This window comes from Tepidicella xavieri, assembly GCF_004363315.1.
GTDB lineage: Bacteria > Pseudomonadota > Gammaproteobacteria > Burkholderiales > Burkholderiaceae_C > Tepidicella > Tepidicella xavieri.
On record NZ_SNYL01000008.1, the window covers coordinates 14414 to 30191 of the forward strand.

Annotated in this window: 15 protein-coding genes; 8 read left to right on the forward strand and 7 right to left on the reverse strand. The window is 66.9% G+C overall.

The annotated features are described in order from the left end of the window. Positions 1–2: 2 nt before the first annotated feature. Complete coding sequence (gene miaA, locus DFR43_RS07840) at positions 3–1007, reverse strand: tRNA (adenosine(37)-N6)-dimethylallyltransferase MiaA (protein ID WP_133597403.1); 1005 nt, start codon at positions 1005–1007, stop codon at positions 3–5. Next, entirely contained in the window at positions 1004–2239 is a 1236-nt protein-coding gene (locus tag DFR43_RS07845) for a multidrug effflux MFS transporter (protein WP_133597405.1), read from the reverse strand. The genes miaA and DFR43_RS07845 overlap by 4 nt, the downstream gene beginning before the upstream one ends. 122 nt (positions 2240–2361) lie before the next feature. Here DFR43_RS07845 and DFR43_RS07850 point away from each other — a divergent pair, with 122 nt between their 5' ends. Beyond that, the gene (locus DFR43_RS07850) at positions 2362–2766 is read left to right on the forward strand and encodes an HIT family protein (protein ID WP_133597407.1); all 405 of its coding nucleotides are present in this window, start codon (positions 2362–2364) and stop codon (positions 2764–2766) included. 8 nt (positions 2767–2774) lie between these two features. Here DFR43_RS07850 and gdhA read toward each other — a convergent pair whose 3' ends face one another. Together gdhA and mutL are read right to left on the reverse strand one after the other, a co-directional pair. Next, on the reverse strand, positions 2775–4118 hold the full coding sequence (gene gdhA / locus DFR43_RS07855; RefSeq protein ID WP_133597409.1) for an NADP-specific glutamate dehydrogenase: 1344 nt from the start codon (positions 4116–4118) through the stop codon (positions 2775–2777). A gap of 127 nt (positions 4119–4245) precedes the next feature. Beyond that, positions 4246–6192 carry a DNA mismatch repair endonuclease MutL gene (mutL, locus tag DFR43_RS07860; RefSeq protein ID WP_245988870.1) on the reverse strand — a complete coding sequence of 649 codons (1947 nt, stop codon included), beginning with the start codon at positions 6190–6192 and terminating at the stop codon, positions 4246–4248. Positions 6193–6334: 142 nt separating this feature from the next. Between mutL and DFR43_RS07865 the strand changes: the two genes are divergently transcribed. Beyond that, positions 6335–7729 (forward strand): aromatic ring-hydroxylating dioxygenase subunit alpha, encoded by a 1395-nt coding sequence (locus DFR43_RS07865; protein ID WP_133597411.1) that lies wholly within the window; start codon positions 6335–6337, stop codon positions 7727–7729. Positions 7730–7748: 19 nt separating this feature from the next. Then, a complete protein-coding gene (locus DFR43_RS07870; protein WP_133597413.1) occupies positions 7749–8249 on the forward strand; it encodes an aromatic-ring-hydroxylating dioxygenase subunit beta in 501 nt (166 codons plus the stop codon). Between the two features lie 23 nt (positions 8250–8272). On the opposite strand, the gene DFR43_RS07875 is transcribed toward DFR43_RS07870, so the two are convergent. Continuing rightward, entirely contained in the window at positions 8273–9703 is a 1431-nt protein-coding gene (locus DFR43_RS07875; protein WP_133597415.1) for an N-acetylmuramoyl-L-alanine amidase, read from the reverse strand. Next, positions 9700–10206: a tRNA (adenosine(37)-N6)-threonylcarbamoyltransferase complex ATPase subunit type 1 TsaE gene (gene tsaE, locus DFR43_RS07880; RefSeq protein WP_211338622.1), complete on the reverse strand. Its 507-nt coding sequence runs from the start codon at positions 10204–10206 to the stop codon at positions 9700–9702. The genes DFR43_RS07875 and tsaE overlap by 4 nt, the downstream gene beginning before the upstream one ends. A gap of 24 nt (positions 10207–10230) precedes the next feature. Here tsaE and queG point away from each other — a divergent pair, with 24 nt between their 5' ends. The 4 genes from queG to DFR43_RS07900 are packed head-to-tail and all read left to right on the forward strand — an operon-like array spanning position 10231 to position 13848. Continuing rightward, positions 10231–11334 (forward strand): tRNA epoxyqueuosine(34) reductase QueG, encoded by a 1104-nt coding sequence (queG, locus tag DFR43_RS07885; protein WP_211338623.1) that lies wholly within the window; start codon positions 10231–10233, stop codon positions 11332–11334. A gap of 9 nt (positions 11335–11343) precedes the next feature. After that, positions 11344–12147 carry an MlaE family ABC transporter permease gene (locus DFR43_RS07890; RefSeq protein WP_133597420.1) on the forward strand — a complete coding sequence of 268 codons (804 nt, stop codon included), beginning with the start codon at positions 11344–11346 and terminating at the stop codon, positions 12145–12147. A gap of 4 nt (positions 12148–12151) precedes the next feature. Beyond that, complete coding sequence (locus tag DFR43_RS07895) at positions 12152–13144, forward strand: MlaD family protein (RefSeq protein ID WP_133597422.1); 993 nt, start codon at positions 12152–12154, stop codon at positions 13142–13144. Continuing rightward, complete coding sequence (locus tag DFR43_RS07900; protein WP_133597424.1) at positions 13141–13848, forward strand: hypothetical protein; 708 nt, start codon at positions 13141–13143, stop codon at positions 13846–13848. The genes DFR43_RS07895 and DFR43_RS07900 overlap by 4 nt, the downstream gene beginning before the upstream one ends. Here DFR43_RS07900 and DFR43_RS07905 read toward each other — a convergent pair. Further along, positions 13805–14752, reverse strand: a complete 948-nt coding sequence (locus DFR43_RS07905; RefSeq protein WP_211338624.1) for an AEC family transporter — start codon at positions 14750–14752, stop codon at positions 13805–13807. The genes DFR43_RS07900 and DFR43_RS07905 overlap by 44 nt on opposite strands. Positions 14753–14836: 84 nt before the next feature. On the opposite strand from DFR43_RS07905, the gene DFR43_RS07910 reads away from it, so the two are divergent. After that, positions 14837–15775: an NYN domain-containing protein gene (locus DFR43_RS07910; RefSeq protein ID WP_133597426.1), complete on the forward strand. Its 939-nt coding sequence runs from the start codon at positions 14837–14839 to the stop codon at positions 15773–15775. Positions 15776–15778: the final 3 nt, after the last annotated feature.

The window sequence follows — 15778 nt, forward strand, 5'->3', positions numbered from 1 at the left end:
TGTTATCGCTTTTCAACGATGGACTGATGAAGCAAAGGTGCCAATTCTTCGAGAAGGTGCGAGGTGGTGGCCGCTGCATCGCAAGGCCAAGCGCGTCGGTGGGGCATGCCGCGCAGCCAGGTGAGCTGCCGCTTGGCGAGCTGGCGCGTGGCAAAGATGCCGCGCTCGCGCATGGCCTGCCAATGCTCGGGCGCCCAGTCTGTGGTCGGCCCGGGATGGGCATCCAGCGCTTCCCACACCTGCCGGTAGCCGACGCAACGCATGGCAGGGTGGTTCAGGGTGAGGTCGCCGCGCTGGCGCAGACGCTGCACCTCTTCGACGAGACCTTGCGACAGCATCGCATCGAAACGCTGGGCGATGCGCTCATGCAGCCAGGCGCGCTGCGTCGGCTCCAGCGTCCACAGGGCGCCGGTCAGCCCATCGATCGTGTAGGCGGCAGCCGGGGGGGCGTCGGTGGGCTGTCGGCGGTGGAAGGCCGAAATCGGCCGCCCCGTGGCCCGAAACACTTCCAGCGCGCGTGAAATGCGCTGAGCGTCGTGGGGGGCGAGGCGGCGTGCGGTCTCAGGGTCTACCTGGGCGAGTTCGGCATGCAGCGCTGGCCAGCCCTGTGTCTGGGCTTGCTGCTCGATGGCTTGGCGCAACGCGGGCTGGGCCGGTGGCATGTCGTCCAAGCCCTCGAACAGCGCTTTGAAATAGAGCATGGTGCCTCCCACCAGCAGGGGCAGCCGCCCGCGGGCGCGGATGTCGTGGACCAGGCGGCGAGCGTCTCGGACGAACTCGGCGGCGCTGTAGGCTTGGGCGGGGTCGCGGATGTCGATGAGGTGATGCGGCGCTAGCGCCTGTTCGGCCGCCGTCGGCTTGGCGGTGCCAATGTCCATGCCGCGGTACACCAGCGCCGAATCGACGCTGATGATTTCGGCCGGCCAGCGCTGGGCAATCGCCAGTGCCAGCGCCGTCTTGCCCGAAGCGGTTGGGCCGGCAATGGCCAGCCAGCGCAGGGGGGTCATGGCGTGGCAGACGTTTGGGCGCGTTGCGGCGGCTGGCGCAGTTCGCCATAGCGCTGCACCAGGGTCCAGGCGATCGCGGCGATCACCACGCTCCAGAACCACAGTCCGTTGGTCAGCGGCAGTACTGTCGCGCCTTCGGTACCGGCTGGCATGCGCGCGCCCAGCCATTGCCCCATGGTGAAGGCGACGACCATCATCAGAAAGCCGCTCAAGGCCGATGCCGTGCCGGCCGACTGGGGAAACGGCGAGACGGCGCCGCTCTGGCCGCAGGGCTGATGCACGCCATGCGCCAGAATGAACAGGTAGTAGGGCAGCATGATGGCCCAGGTGTGGTGCCAGCCCAACCAGCCGAACACACCGACCAAGGTGCCGCCGGTCAGCGTGAAGCCGGCGGCCACGGCCACCGTGCGCCGCACACCCAACCGGGGGATGAGGCGTCGGCAGACGATGGTGCCCAGGATGTAGACGAACGACATCGAAAACATCAACAGGCCATAGTGTGTCTTGCTCAGCCCCAGGGCGTTGATGAACACGAACGAGGAGGTGGCCAGAAAAGTGAACAACCCGCCGTAGGAGGCCGTGGCCAGCAGCGCGAAGGTCCAGAACGTGGGGTGGCGCAGGATGCGGCTCCACGTGACGGCCATCTCGCCCAGGTGCAGGGGCTGGCGGCGCTCGACGGGCAGGGTTTCTTCAAAACGCCAGGCCAGCAAGGCCAGTGTGGCCGCGCCAAAGACGGCCAGCGCGCCCAGGGCAGCTCGCCAGCCGAGCCAGTCCGACAGCAGTCCCCCCAGTGGGGCGCTGATGCAGGCCAGCACACCCAGGCCCGACAGCCCTTTGGACATCATGCGGGCCCCTTCGGTGGGCGCGTACAGGTCGCGCACGATGGCGCGAGCGCACATCACCCCGGCCCCCATGGCCGCGCCTTGCACGGCCCGCCACAGCACCAGTTGCTCCATGCTGGCGGAAAACACGCTGCCCACCGAGGCCAGGGCAAATGCGCCCATGCCCCACAGCAGAATGGGCCGGCGGCCGAAGCGGTCCGACAATGGCCCCCAGACGAGTTGCGACAGACCAAACGCCAACAAGAGGGCGGTGAGGGTAAGCTGGGCCTGGTGCATCGAGGCGCCAAAACCCTGGGTGAGCGCCGGCAGGGCGGGCAGGTACAGATCGGTGGCTATGGGCTGGGCGCCGAGCAGCAGCGACAACACCAGCACCACCACGCCGGTTGACATGGAAGGACGCGCAGGAAGAGTCATTGCCGCGAGCGTACCAGAACGGGCCGCGGCTTGCGGAGGCGCGACCGGTTGCGTGCACAATGGCTGTCGTCATCACCCATACAGAGAGGAGACCTGCCATGACGCCCAGCGTGTTCACTCGCATCATCCGGCGCGAGATCCCGGCGGCCATCGTCTATGAAGACGATCTCGTGATCGCTTTCATGGATGCGGGGCAGTGCAACCCGGGTCATGTGCTGGTGGCGCCCAAGCAGCAGGTGGAGACGCTGCTGGAACTGGATGAGGACGTGGTGGCCCACTTGTTCCGCATCGTCTCGCGCGTGGCCAGGGCGGTGCAGGCGGCCTTCGAGCCGGCAGGCATGACGCTGCTGCAGGCCAACAAGCCGGCCGGCTGGCAGACGGTGCCCCACATGCATGTGCACGTGCTGCCGCGCCATGAGGGCGATGGCGTGGGGCTGGTGTGGCCGCGCAAGGACCCGCCGCTGGAGACCTTGCAGGCCTATGCGGCCCGCATTCACCTGTAAGCCCGCGCTCAGATGACGCCTTGCGCCAGCATGGCGTCGGCCACCTTCACGAAGCCGGCGATGTTGGCGCCATCGACGTAGCTCACCGTCCCGTCGGGCCGCTGGCCGTGGCGCACGCAGGCGTCGTGGATGCCCACCATGATGCCGTGCAGGCGCGCGTCCACTTCCTCGCGGGGCCAGTTCATGCGCATGGCGTTCTGGCTCATCTCCAGACCCGAGGTGGCCACGCCACCGGCGTTGCTGGCCTTGCCCGGGGCATAGAGCACGCCGTGATCCTCGAACAGCTTGACGGCCTCCATGGTGGTGGGCATGTTGGCGCCTTCGGCCACGCATTTCACGCCGTTTTTCAGCAGGGTGTGTGCGTCGGAGGCGTCGAGCTCGTTTTGCGTGGCGCAGGGCAGGGCCACGTCCACCGGGATGGCCCAAGGCTTGACGCCGGGTTCGAAGCGGGTTTTCGTGCGGGCGGCGTAGTCGCTGACGCGGCCGTACAGGTGGTTTTTCACTTCCATCAGTTCGGCCAGTTTTTCGGGGGTGAAGCCGTCCTCGTCGATGACGGTGCCGCTGGAGTCCGACACGGTGACCACCTTGGCTCCGAGGGCCATGGCCTTTTCCACTGCGTACTGGGCCACGTTGCCCGAACCCGACACGCTCACCCGCAGGCCGTCGAAGCCCATGCCTTGGCGCTTGAGCATCTGCTCCGCGAAATACACGGTGCCGTAGCCGGTGGCCTCCGGGCGGATCAGCGAGCCGCCGAAGCTCAGACCTTTGCCGGTGAACACGCAGTCGGCGCGGTTGCTGAGCTTTTTCATCATGCCGGCCATGTAGCCCACTTCGCGCGCGCCCACCCCGATGTCGCCGGCCGGCACGTCGGTGTCGGCGCCCACGTGGCGGAAGAGTTCGGTGACGAGCGCCTGGCAGAAGCGCATCACCTCGCCCGGGCTCTTGCCTTTGGGGTCGAAGTCGGAGCCGCCTTTGCCGCCGCCCATGGGCAGGGTGGTCAGCGCGTTCTTGAACGTTTGCTCAAAGGCCAGGAATTTGAGGATGGACAGGTTCACCGAGGGGTGGAAGCGCATGCCGCCCTTGTACGGGCCGATGGCCGAGCTGTGCTGGATGCGGTAGGCGCGGTTGACTTGCACGTCGCCGTGGTCGTTGACCCAGGAGACGCGGAACATCACCACGCGCTCCGGTTCGACCAGGCGGTCCAGCAGGCCCTGTTCGGCATATTTGGGGTGCTGCTCGATGAAAGGCCACAGGCTTTCCATGACCTCGGTGACGGCCTGCAAGAACTCGGGCTGGCCAGGGTTGCGTTGGGAGACGTGTTCCAGAAAGTCGTGCAGACAGGCGTATTTCATCGGGGAAAGCCCAGGAGCGTGGCGGTTATAAAAAACAATGATTTTTGCACGATCCTGGCGAATAAATTCCCAATATTGGGGCAAATGAGCCATTGTTTGGTGCAATTCGCACCGTTATTGACGTGGGTCAACGGCCGCGCAGGAAAAGGGCGTCGAGTTCGCGCAGGCTGATTTGGCGCCAGGTGGGGCGGCCGTGGTTGCACTGGTCGCTGCGCTCTGTGGCTTCCATCTGGCGCAGCAGCGCGTTCATTTCATCCAGCGTGAGCCGGCGATTGGCCCGTACCGCCCCGTGGCAGGCCATGGTGGCGAGCAGTTCGTTGCGGGCCCGCTGGATGACGGTGGCGGCCTCGTGCTGGGCCAACTCGGCCAGCACGCTGCGGGCCAGCTCGACCGCATCGCCTTGGGCCAGGGCGGCGGGTACGGCGCGCACGGCCAGGGTTTGGGGGGAGAAGGGCGCCACGTCCAATCCCAAGCGCTGCAGCGTGGCCTGATGCGCCTCGGCGGTGGCCACCTCGGTGGGGCTGGCGGCAAAGGTGGCCGGGATCAGCAAGGGCTGGCTCGGCATGGGCTGCTCGCCGTTGGCGTCGAACTGTGCCTTGAGGCGTTCATACACGATGCGCTCGTGGGCGGCATGCATGTCCACCAGCACCAGCCCTTGCGCGTTTTCGGCCAGCACGTAGACGCCGTGCAGCTGAGCAATGGCGCGGCCCAGCGGCCAGTCTGCCTCGGCGCTGGGCTGCGAGGCATGAGCGGCCGGGGTGGTGAGTGGCGATGTGGCCCAGTGGGGCTGGCCGTCGAGGGTGGGCTCCCCCGCTGGCTGCCACAGCGCGCCGAGATCATGCACCACATGGCCGCTTGAGGGGGGATTTCCCCCGCGGTGGGCCAGCCAGGCAGGGCCTTCGGTGGCTGCGGGCCAGGGCGCTGGCGCGTTCTGCCCTGCATTCAGCCCCCCATTCAGACGCAGTTGCACCGGGGCGGGCATCGGCGCAGCAGGCGCAGGGCTGGGCACGCTGATGCCGGCGGCGCTGGCGCGGGGAGCGGCCAGGGCCTGCTCGATCGCATGGCGCACCGCTTGATGCACCTCACGGCTGTCACGAAAACGCACCTCGATCTTGGTCGGGTGCACGTTCACGTCCACCCGCGTCGGGTCGATGGCGATGTAGAGGGCATACACGGGTTGCCGCTGGCCGTGCAACACGTCTTCATAAGCGCTGCGCGCCGCGTGGGCCACCACTTTGTCACGCACATAGCGGCCATTGACGTAGGCGAACTGCCGGTCGGCACGGGCGCGTGCCGCATCGGGCAGGCCGACCCGGCCCCAGACCTGTAGGCCTGGGCCCAGCCATTGCACGGCCACGCTGTCGGCCAAAAAGTCTTCCCCGAGCACGTCGGCCAGTCGTCGCTCCAGCGCCCGGGCCGGGTCGTTGGGCGCGGTGGCGCGCCACTGTTCGATGAGCTTGCCGTCGTGCCACACCGCAAACGACACGTCGGGCCGGGCCAGGGCATGGCGTCGCACGGCTTCGAGGCAGTGGGCGAGTTCGGTGCTGTCGGATTTGAGGAACTTGCGCCGCGCGGGCGTGGCATAGAACAGTTCGCGCACCTCCACCGTGGTGCCCGTGGTGCGAGCGGCGGGGGTCATTTCGCCGGTGCGCCCATGCAGCAGCCAGGCGTGGCTTTCCGTGGCCTCGGCGCTGCGCGACAGCAGGCTGACCTCGGCGATCGAATGGATGGCGGCCAGTGCCTCGCCCCGAAAGCCCATGGTATCCACGGCTTCCAATTCGGTCAGGCTTTGGATCTTGCTGGTGGCATGGCGCTTGAGCGCCCGGGGCAGTTCTTCGCGGGGAATGCCGCAGCCATCGTCTTCGACGGCGATCAAGCGCACCCCGCCAGCCTGCAGGCGCACCGTGATCTGGGTGGCCCCGGCGTCCAGCGCGTTGTCCACCAGTTCCCGCACCACCGACGCCGGCCGTTCCACCACCTCGCCGGCGGCGATCTGGCTGATCAGTTCGTCCGGAAGCTCCCGAATGGGGCGGCGAGGTTGCTGGCCGGGGCGGGGCAGGGGGGAGAATTGCACCGAGCAATTGTAGTGCGCATGTTCAACCGTCGGCCGCAGCTTGCAGAAGCCGGGACAAAGGGACGTGGGATCAGTACAAACCCTGGTGCGTCAATTAGTAAGTAAACATATTATTTGCCAAGGCTGTTTCCAAGACCTTGCCATGAACGCATTCCCCGAATCCCTTTCAGGGGCCCTACGGACCTTTCCTGCGGGCTGCAGCCGCGTGCCCTACTGGGTTTATACCGATCCGGTCATTTACCAGCGTGAACTGGAACGTCTGTTTTACGGGCCGCACTGGTGCTATGTGGGCCTGGAGGCGGAAATCCCCAAGCCGGGCGACTACAAGTTGAGCTGGGTCGGCGAGCGACAGGTCATCATGGTGCGAGACCGGGTGATGCCCAAGGACCGCGCCACGGACCACGGCATTCGCGTGGTGGAGAACCGCTGCGCCCATCGGGGCGTGCGCTTTTGCCAGGAACCGCACGGCAACGCGCGCAGCTTCGTCTGCCCTTACCACCAGTGGACCTACAAACTCAACGGCGACCTGGCCGGCCTGCCGTTCAAAGACGGCGTGAAGGTGGTCACCGAGCAGGGTGAATGCGTCAACGGCGGCATGCCGCCGGACTTCAGCCTGCAGCACAACGGGCTGACCAAGCTGCGCGTGGAGGTGCTGCACGGCTTGGTGTTTGCCACCTTCAGCAGTGAAACAGAGCCGCTGCGAGACTACCTGGGCCCCCACATCATGCCTTGGCTGGACCGCATCTTTCAGGGCCCTAACGGCTCGCGCCCGCTCACGCTGCTGGGCTACAACCGTCAGCGCATTCCGGGCAACTGGAAGCTGATGATGGAAAACATCAAGGATCCCTACCACCCAGGGCTGTTGCACACCTGGTTCGTCACCTTCGGGTTGTGGCGCGCCGACCAGAAAAGCCGCATGGTGATGGACGAACGCGGACGCCACGCGGTGATGATCTCGCGCCGCAACGACGGCGGTCAGGGGCCCGCCAAGGACTCCGGCGTGCAGACCGACGTGACCCAAGGGGTGACCAGCTTCAAGGCTCACATGACGCTCAACGACCCGCGCCTGCTCGACGTGGTACCCGAGCCCTGGTGGACGGTGTCCGATCCTTCCCAGCCGGGCCAGACCATCACCCCCACGGTGACCATGATCACGCTGTTTCCCAGCCTCATCGTGCAGCAGCAGGTCAACTCGTTGTCCACACGGCACATCCAGCCGCGCGGTAACGGCAGTTTCGACTTCGTGTGGACGCACTTCGGCTTTGCCGACGACACTCCCGAGATGACCCAGCGGCGTCTGCGCCAGGCCAACCTGTTTGGCCCGGCCGGTTTCGTGAGCGCCGACGACGGCGAGGTGATCGAGTTCAGCCAGGACGGCTTCGCGCAGTGGAACAGCGACGGCTTGGGCCTGGGGCATACCCTCTGCGAACTGGGCGGCAAGGACCCCGGCGTGGGCCAGCCGCCCACCGAGCACATGGTCACTGAAACGCTGATCCGGGCCATGTACGACTACTGGAAAAAAGCCATGGCCCTGTGAGCCGCGAAAGAACCACGCCATGACCCCTGAACGATTGCAAACGCTCTGGCTGCACCACGAAATCGACCAGCGCAATGCCGCCTACGCCGCTGCCCTGGACGACAAGCGCTATGCCGACTGGCCTGAATTTTTCGTGCCGGATGGCCGCTACCGGGTGCAGGCGCGCGAGAACTTCGACCGAGGCTTGCCGCTGGCGCTCATGCACTTCGAGAGCCAGGGCATGATGAAGGACCGCGTCCACGGCATCACCCAGACCATCTACCACGGGCCGTACCACATGCGGCACGTCGTCAGCCCCGCCCGGGTGCTGGAAGTGGCCCAGGAAGACGGTGTGGAAGTGGTGCGCGCCCAGGCCAACTACGCGGTGTTCCGCACCAAGCCGGGCAGCGTCAGCGAGGTGTTCAACGTGGGCCGCTACATCGACGAATGGGTGCGCGACGCCGGCATTCTCAAGCTGCGCAGCCGCCTCTGCGTGTACGACAGCGAGTTGATCCTGAATTCGCTGATCTATCCGATCTGAGAGACCAGTGCCCCGGCAGGGGCTCACAGAGCCCGGCTGCGGGCCAATGGCGGATTTTTGGAGAAATACGCCACGATGCCGCGCAGCATGGCGTCGGCCATTTCGGCCTGAAAGCGCGGGTCGCGCAGACGGCGTTCCTCGTCGGGGTTGCTGATGAAGGCGGTCTCGACCAGGATGCTCGGGATGTCAGGCGCGCGCAACACGGCAAAGCCAGCCTGCTCGACACGGGGTTTGTGCAGGCGGCCCACCCGCCCGATTTCGGTCAGCATCACGCTGCCGAGCTTGAGGCTGTCGTTGATTTGTGCCGTCGTGCTCATGTCGAGCAAGGTGCGCTGCAATTCGGCGTCCAGCGTACCCATGTTCACGCCGCCGACCAGGTCGGCGGCGTTTTCCTTGTCGGCCAGCCAGCGGGCCGCCGCGCTGGTGGCGCCGCGCTGGCTCAAGGCATAGACGCTGGCGCCCTGTGGCCGAGGGGTGTAAAAGGCGTCGGCGTGGATGCTGACGAACAGGTCGGCTTCGACCCGGCGCGCTTTGTTGACCCGCACGTGCAGGGGCACGAAGTAGTCGCCGTCGCGGGTGAGGAAGGCGCGCATGGTGTGCCCGTTGACCTGCGTGCGGTTGATGCGGTCGCGCAGCTTGCGGGCGATGGCCAGCACCACGTCTTTTTCCCGGGTGCCGCCGGGGCCGATGGCGCCTGGGTCCTCGCCGCCGTGACCCGGGTCGATCGCCACCACGATGAGGCGGTCGGTACGGCCGCCGGTGCTGGGCATACCCGGTCGCTGCTTGGCGGCGAAGGCCGGGCGCGCCGGGGGCTGGCTAGCTGGAGCGGACGGGTCGCTCGCGTAGGTGGGCGGACGTTCGGCGGGCTGGGCCGCAGCCGGTGGGCGTGGGGTCTGGGTGGCTTCTTGGGGCGGCAGGCGTGCGATCAGGTCGCCGAGCGGGTCGTCGTGCGCAGCAGGTGGTGGGGCGGGCTGGGCCTGGTCTAGCTCGCGCAAGCGCTGGGCGATCAGTTCTTCCAGCGGGTCGCGGGCTTCGGTGGGGTAGAGGTCCATCACCAGCCGGTGCTGATAGGCCGCCACCGGGGCCAGTTGGAACACCTGCGGCGTGATTGGCCGCTTCAGATCGACCACGATGCGCACCACGTTGGGCGCGTTCTGGCCGACGCGAATGCCAGCCACGTTCGGGTCGTCGGCCCGCACGTGGCCGATGAGGTCGCGCAACGTGGGGACGAGTTCGATGCCTTCGATGTCCACCGCCAGCCGCGGCGGATCGGCCACGAAGAAGGGGGTGGCGCGCAGTTCGGCATCGGACTCGATCGTGATGCGCGTGTAGTCTTTGGCGGGCCACATGCGCACCGCGACGATGGTCGCTCCCCAGGCCAATTCGTGCGGCCCGAGTGTCAGCAGCAGCGTGCCCGCGGCCCCCAGCCATTGAACGGCGGCCCGACGTTTCATGGGCGCAGCGTCTCCAGCAGGCGCGCGCCGGTGGGGCTCAGGGCGCGGAAGTGGAAGGCGCGGGCGTCGTCATCCTGTGGGGCGATGTGCAATTCCATGTCGGGCAGTGGTATCCATCCGGCGGCTTTCTCGGGCCATTCGACCAGCTTGAGCCCCGGTGCCGCGAAAAGTTCGCGCAAGCCGGCCTCTTCCCATTCGCGCGGGTCATTGAAGCGGTAGAAATCGAAATGCGAGATGGCCAGCCCCTCGGGCCAGGTCGCCCGCGCAGGGGCCAGATGCGGTTCCACGATGGCATACGAGGGACTTTTGATGCGGCCACCCACGCCCAGGGCGCGCAGCAGCAGGCGCACGAAGGTGGTCTTGCCGGCGCCCAGGTCGCCATGCAGATGCAGCGTGGCATGGGCCAGGGCCGCGCTGGTGGCCAGGCGCTGGGCCAGCGCGTCGGCATCGGCCTCGCTGCTGCAGATGCGGGTGCATGTCCCTGCCGCGCTGTCCTGCTTCATCCCTGTTCCTACAATCTGTCGAAGATGTTCGATGGTGTGCAATTCGTCTCGCAAATCCGTGCCTGGGCGCGTGAGCTGGGATTTTCCCAGATCGGCGTCGCGGGGGTGGATCTGCGCGACGCCGAGCCGGGCCTGCTGGCCTGGCTGCAAGCCGGTTTTCATGGCGAGATGGCCTACATGGCCAGCCATGGCCTGAAGCGGGCGCGGCCGCAGGAGCTGCTGCCGGGCACGCTGAGCGTCGTCACGGCGTCCATGGATTATCTGCCACGCCAGCGCGGCAGCGACTGGTGCGAGCAGGAATGGGCGCGTTTGCGGCGCCCGCAGGAAGCGGTGATCTCGATGTACGCCCGTGGCCGGGACTATCACAAAGTGCTGCGTCAGCGCCTGCAAAAGCTCGCCGAGCGCATGCAGCAGGCGCTCGATGCGCAGAGGCAGGGCGACGGCTTCACCTACCGGGCCTTCACCGATTCGGCGCCGGTCATGGAGGTGGAGCTGGCGCAGCGAAGCGGCATTGGCTGGCGGGGCAAGCACACACTGGCCTTGCGGCGCGACGGCGGGTCGCTGTTTTTTCTTGGGGAGATTTTCGTCAATGTGGCGCTGCCGCCCACACCGGCGGTCAGCGCCCATTGCGGCTCCTGCAGCGCCTGCCTGACGGCTTGCCCCACAGGGGCCTTGGTGGGGCCGTATCGGCTCGATGCCCGGCGTTGCATTTCGTATCTCACCATCGAGCACGCCGGCCCGATTCCGCTGGCATTGCGCCCGCTCATGGGCAATCGCATCTATGGCTGCGACGATTGCCAACTGGCCTGCCCCTGGAACAAATTTGCCCGGCGCTCGCCGTTGTCGGACTTCGACGAGCGGGCCGGATTCTCGGGCGCCCTGTTGGTCGAATACCTGTCGTGGACGGAGGCGGAGTTCCTGCGGCGGACCGAGGGTTCTCCCATCCGCCGCATCGGTCACGAACGCTGGCTGCGCAACGTGGCCGTGGCGCTGGGCAATGCGCTGGCCAGCGGGCTGCCGGCGGCCGAACAGGCGCAGGCGCTGGCGGCTTTGCACGCACGGGCTTCGCACCCCAGTCCCCTGGTGCGTGAGCATGTGTGCTGGGCGATGGCGCAGGCGGGCCGCTAAGATCACGGCATGGATTTCATCGCCCGACTCCACGCTGCCTTGCTCGATTTGGGCCGGGGTGCGCTGCGCTGGTTCGCCAATGGGTGGCGCATCGTGCACCTGGGGGCTGTCATCCTGGTGCTGGCCGTCTCGCCGTCGAGCTACCGGCGTGGCTTCTGGCCCTTGCTCGCCCAGCAGCTGTACGGGGCCACCATGCCGGTGCTGCTGTGGTTCACCGTGCTGTCGGCCCTGCTGGGCCTGGTGCTGATTCGGATCGTCGTCGTCACGGCGCTCAGCTACGGTCTGTCGCAATACGCGGTGGACATGGTCGTGCGCGTGCTGGTGCTGGAACTGATTCCGCTGGGGGCGGCCTTGTTCGTGGCGTTGCGCATCACCATTCCCCAAGGGGCCGAACTGATGGCGCTGCGCCGCCAAGGCGCCTTCGAGGCGTGTCAGGCCCAGGGGCGGGATGTGCTGCACTGGTTCGTGCTGCCCAGGGCGCTGGCGGGCATGTTCTCGGTGTTCATGCTCGCGGCGGTCAGTTGTCTGGTGGCGCTGGTGCTGGCCTATCTCAATATCTACGGTTTCAACCCGTGGGCCATCGGCAGCTACACCCGCATCGTCGGGCAGGTGTTCAACCCGGTCGTCACGCTCATTTTTACCTTCAAGACCTTCTTCTTTGCCCTGACGGTGGCGCTCATCCCGCTGGCGTCCAGCCTCTACGCGGCCGCCAGCACGGATCGGCGGGCCGGCGGCGAGCTACAGTCGCTGGTGCGCATGTTTCTGGCCCTGCTGGCCATCGAGCTCGTTTCCCTGATGGGCAACTATTATTGACACCATGAAACCCGACGACGCAGTCGATCAGACCATCCGCCAGGCGCGCGTGTCCAACGTCGAATTCAAGGCGGCGCTGCTGCTGATTCTGATGCTGGCCCTGATCGTGGGCTCGGCGGCTTACCTGTTGTATGCGCGGGGGGTGTTCGAGCCGACGCAGGAGCTCGTGCTGATTGCCGATGACTCCGAAGGCGTCGTCGTGGGCATGGACGTGACGTTTTCCGGTTTCCCCATCGGGCGGGTGCGCCGCATCGAGCTGGGCGAGGACGGCAGCGCGCGCATCATCGTGGATGTGCCGCGCAAAGATGCCCATTGGCTGCGCGAGTCCAGCGTGTTCACGATGGAGCGCAGCCTCGTGGGCGCTACCCGCATCCGCGCGTTCACGGGCGTGCTCGATTCGCCGCCGCTGGCCGACGGGGCGCAGCGGCAGGTACTCAAGGGCGATGCCATGGCCGAAATCCCCCGGCTGGTGAGTGCCGTGCGTGATCTGCTGGACAACCTCAACCGGATCACCGCCGAACAGTCCCCCCTCAATGCCAGCTTACGCAACGTCCAGGCGGCCACCGAAACCCTCAACAGTTCCCGGGGAGCCCTGGGGCTGCTGGTGGGCAACGACGCCGATCGGGCGCGTCTGCTGCAAGTCGTTGACGAGGCCAATGCCTTGCTCGCCCGGCTGGAAGCCGTGGCAGGGCGCACCGAAACCCTGATTGGCAACGCCGACCAGCGCGTGTTTGGCGACGCGGGCCTCATGCGCGACATGCAGGCCGCCGTGCAGACGGTGGAGGCGCTGCTGTCCGACACCCGGCAGAGCTTGCAGAAAGTCGATGCCGTGCTGGTGGAGGTGCAGGGCATCGCGGCCAACACCCGCACCGCCACGGTGGACCTGGACGTGCTGCGTGCCGAGGTGGAAGCCAGCCTGCGCAAAGTCGAAAGCCTGGTCAATGACATCAACCGCCGCTGGCCCTTTGCCCGCGACACCGAACTGAAACTGCCATGACCCGCCGTGTCCGTCTTGCCTGTGCCGTGTGCTTGTCATTGGGGCTGCTCGGCTGCTCCAGCGCCCCGCCTGCGCCAGATTGGCAGGTCAACGCCCATGGCGCCATGCAGCGTGCCACCGTGGCCGATCTGGAAGGCAATGAACGCGTAGCCCAGGTGGGGTGGCGCCGCGCCATCGAGGAGACCCGGCGCACCGCCCGGCCCGATTGGCTGGCGCGTGTGGAACTGAGCCGCTGCGCCATTCGGCAGGCCGGGCTCGACGTGAGCGATTGCGTCGGGTTTGACCGCCTGCGTGCGGACGCGCCGCCCGATCTGCACGCTTACGCCCGGTATCTGGCCGGCGCGCCCGAGGCGGCCGACCTCGCTGCGCTGCCCGCGCCGCACCGGCCGGTGGCTCAATCGCTGCTGGCCCCGGCCAGTGGCGCGGGTTCTGCCGCTCTGCTGGCTGCCATGCCGGATCCGGTCAGTCGGCTGGTGGCAGCCAGCGCCTTGCTGCGCGCCGGCCGGCTGGACTCGGCCGGTGTGGCCGTGGCCGTGGACACCGCTTCGGCCCAGGGCTGGCGCCGGCCTTTGCTCGCGTGGCTGCGGGTACAGGCCGATGTGGCCCGGCAGGCGGGCAACGCGGCCCTGGCCGAACAGGCCGCGCGCCGCATCGAACTGCTTACCGCAGGGGCAACAGCACGCCCAGCGCCAACGTCAGACTGACCACGCCCAGCAAGGTGGACAGCGTCACCAGACCCGCCACGTAAGGGCCGTCATACCCCATGCGGGCGGCCAGCACATAGCAGCTCGACGCCGTCGGCACGGCCGAGAACATGAGCAGCACGACCGTCTGCGTCGGGTCCAACTGCCAGGCCAGAGCCACCAGCAGGGCGGCCACCGGCAGCAGCAGGTGTTTGATGCCCAGCACCAGGGTGGCCAGCGTCTTGGCCTGCGCCATGCGCCCCAGTTGCATGCCGGCGCCTGCGGCCATCAGACCGAGTGCCAGGGCCGCCTGGCCGATGCGGTTGGTCGTCGGCTGTAGCCACTCAGGAATGCCGAGTCCGGCCATGTTCACCAACAGTCCGCTCACGGTGGCGATGATCAGCGGATTGCGTACCAACTCGCGCCACAGCCCGTGCTGGCCATGGCGTGCCATCGGAAACACCGCTCCCACGTTGAACAGCGGCACGCACACCCCGATGAGCACCGCCACCAGCGGCATGCCTTGAGGCCCGGCCACACGGTCCACCAGCGCCAGCACAATGAAGGAGTTGAAGCGAAACGCGACCTGGGCGCTGGCGGCGTGCAACCGGGTATCCAGGTATCGGCCCACCCAGGGCCAGCGGGGCAGGGAATACGCCAGCAAGATGCCTGTGAGGCCCAGCGTGAGTCCCGCGGCCATCATGTGCGTGGCCGTTTGCCACTCCAGCGGCGTGCGCACGATCGAGTAGAACAGCAGCACCGGGAACATGAAGAAATACACCAGACTCTCGATCGGCTCCCACACTTTGCGATTGAGCGCGGTATAGCGGCACAGCAGGTAGCCGCACAGGATCAGGGAAAAGTCGGGGAACAAAAGCTGGGCAAAATTCACGGCCGCCAGCTTAACAAAGGTGGCAGGAACCATTGCGCCGTTTCCGTGACAAAATCGGAAAGCGGCCCGTGAACGTGCCAATTTATCTATTTGTTCTCGCTATTTTCCCTACTGAATATGAAAACCAAGTTTCATTTGACCAAAAGAACGTCGTCTCGCTACTCGCCCAGCACGCCCGGCGCGGCCGTCTCCCATGCCCAGTCTGTGGCCTTGATCGACGAGCGCTATCTGGGCTGGCTGGCCAGGCAGCAGCCCCATGCGCCCTCAGCCCCCCTGCAGCGCGGGGCCCTGACCAGCGTGTTTGCGGCGCTCGCGCGGCAGGCTGGGGTCGAAGGCACGTTGGCCCGCGCCTATGTGTTCACGGACCAACCCCCGACCGAGTTGACCGATGACGTCGTGCTCCGGATGGTGCCGCCCCATGCCACGGATGGCGGCCTGGGCCTGGTGCGCGCGCTGGGGCTGGAGCTCACCCAATTGGCGGCCCGCGGGGCGTGCGGGGTGGCCTTGATCGCCAGCGATGACGAGCGCTTGATTCCCTACATCGACGAAGCCCAGTGGCGAGGGCTCAAGGTGGTGCTCGTGGCCGACGAAGCGTCACAGGACCATGCCCGCCTCATGAAGGAGGACCCGAGCTGGGCGCGGCTGCTGATGCAGGCCGACCGGCGCGTCTGCGTGCCCGAGAGCGCCTGGGCCGCGCTGACCACCCCAGGGGCCAGCTACTACGCCAGCCGAGCCGTTGATGGCGAGCGCGATGCCGATGGCTTGTCGGATGCAATCGCCTCGGATGCGCCGCCCACCGACGAATGGCGTGCCCAGGTGGAGCGCGTGATCCAGGATTGGTGGCAGGAAGAAACCCCGAACGCCCGCCTGGATCTGTACGAGGAAATGCAAAATACCCAAGGTGTGCCGCCCGAAACCGATCGCCACCTGCTGCTGCGGGTGCGCCGAGAGCTGGCCCGCACGCTGAGCTTCCCCGAGAAAAAGGCCATGCGCGAGATGATCCGCGCAACCGTGCTGGCCCAACCCCCGGTGGTGGATGAAGCCATCGACTCCTGAGGC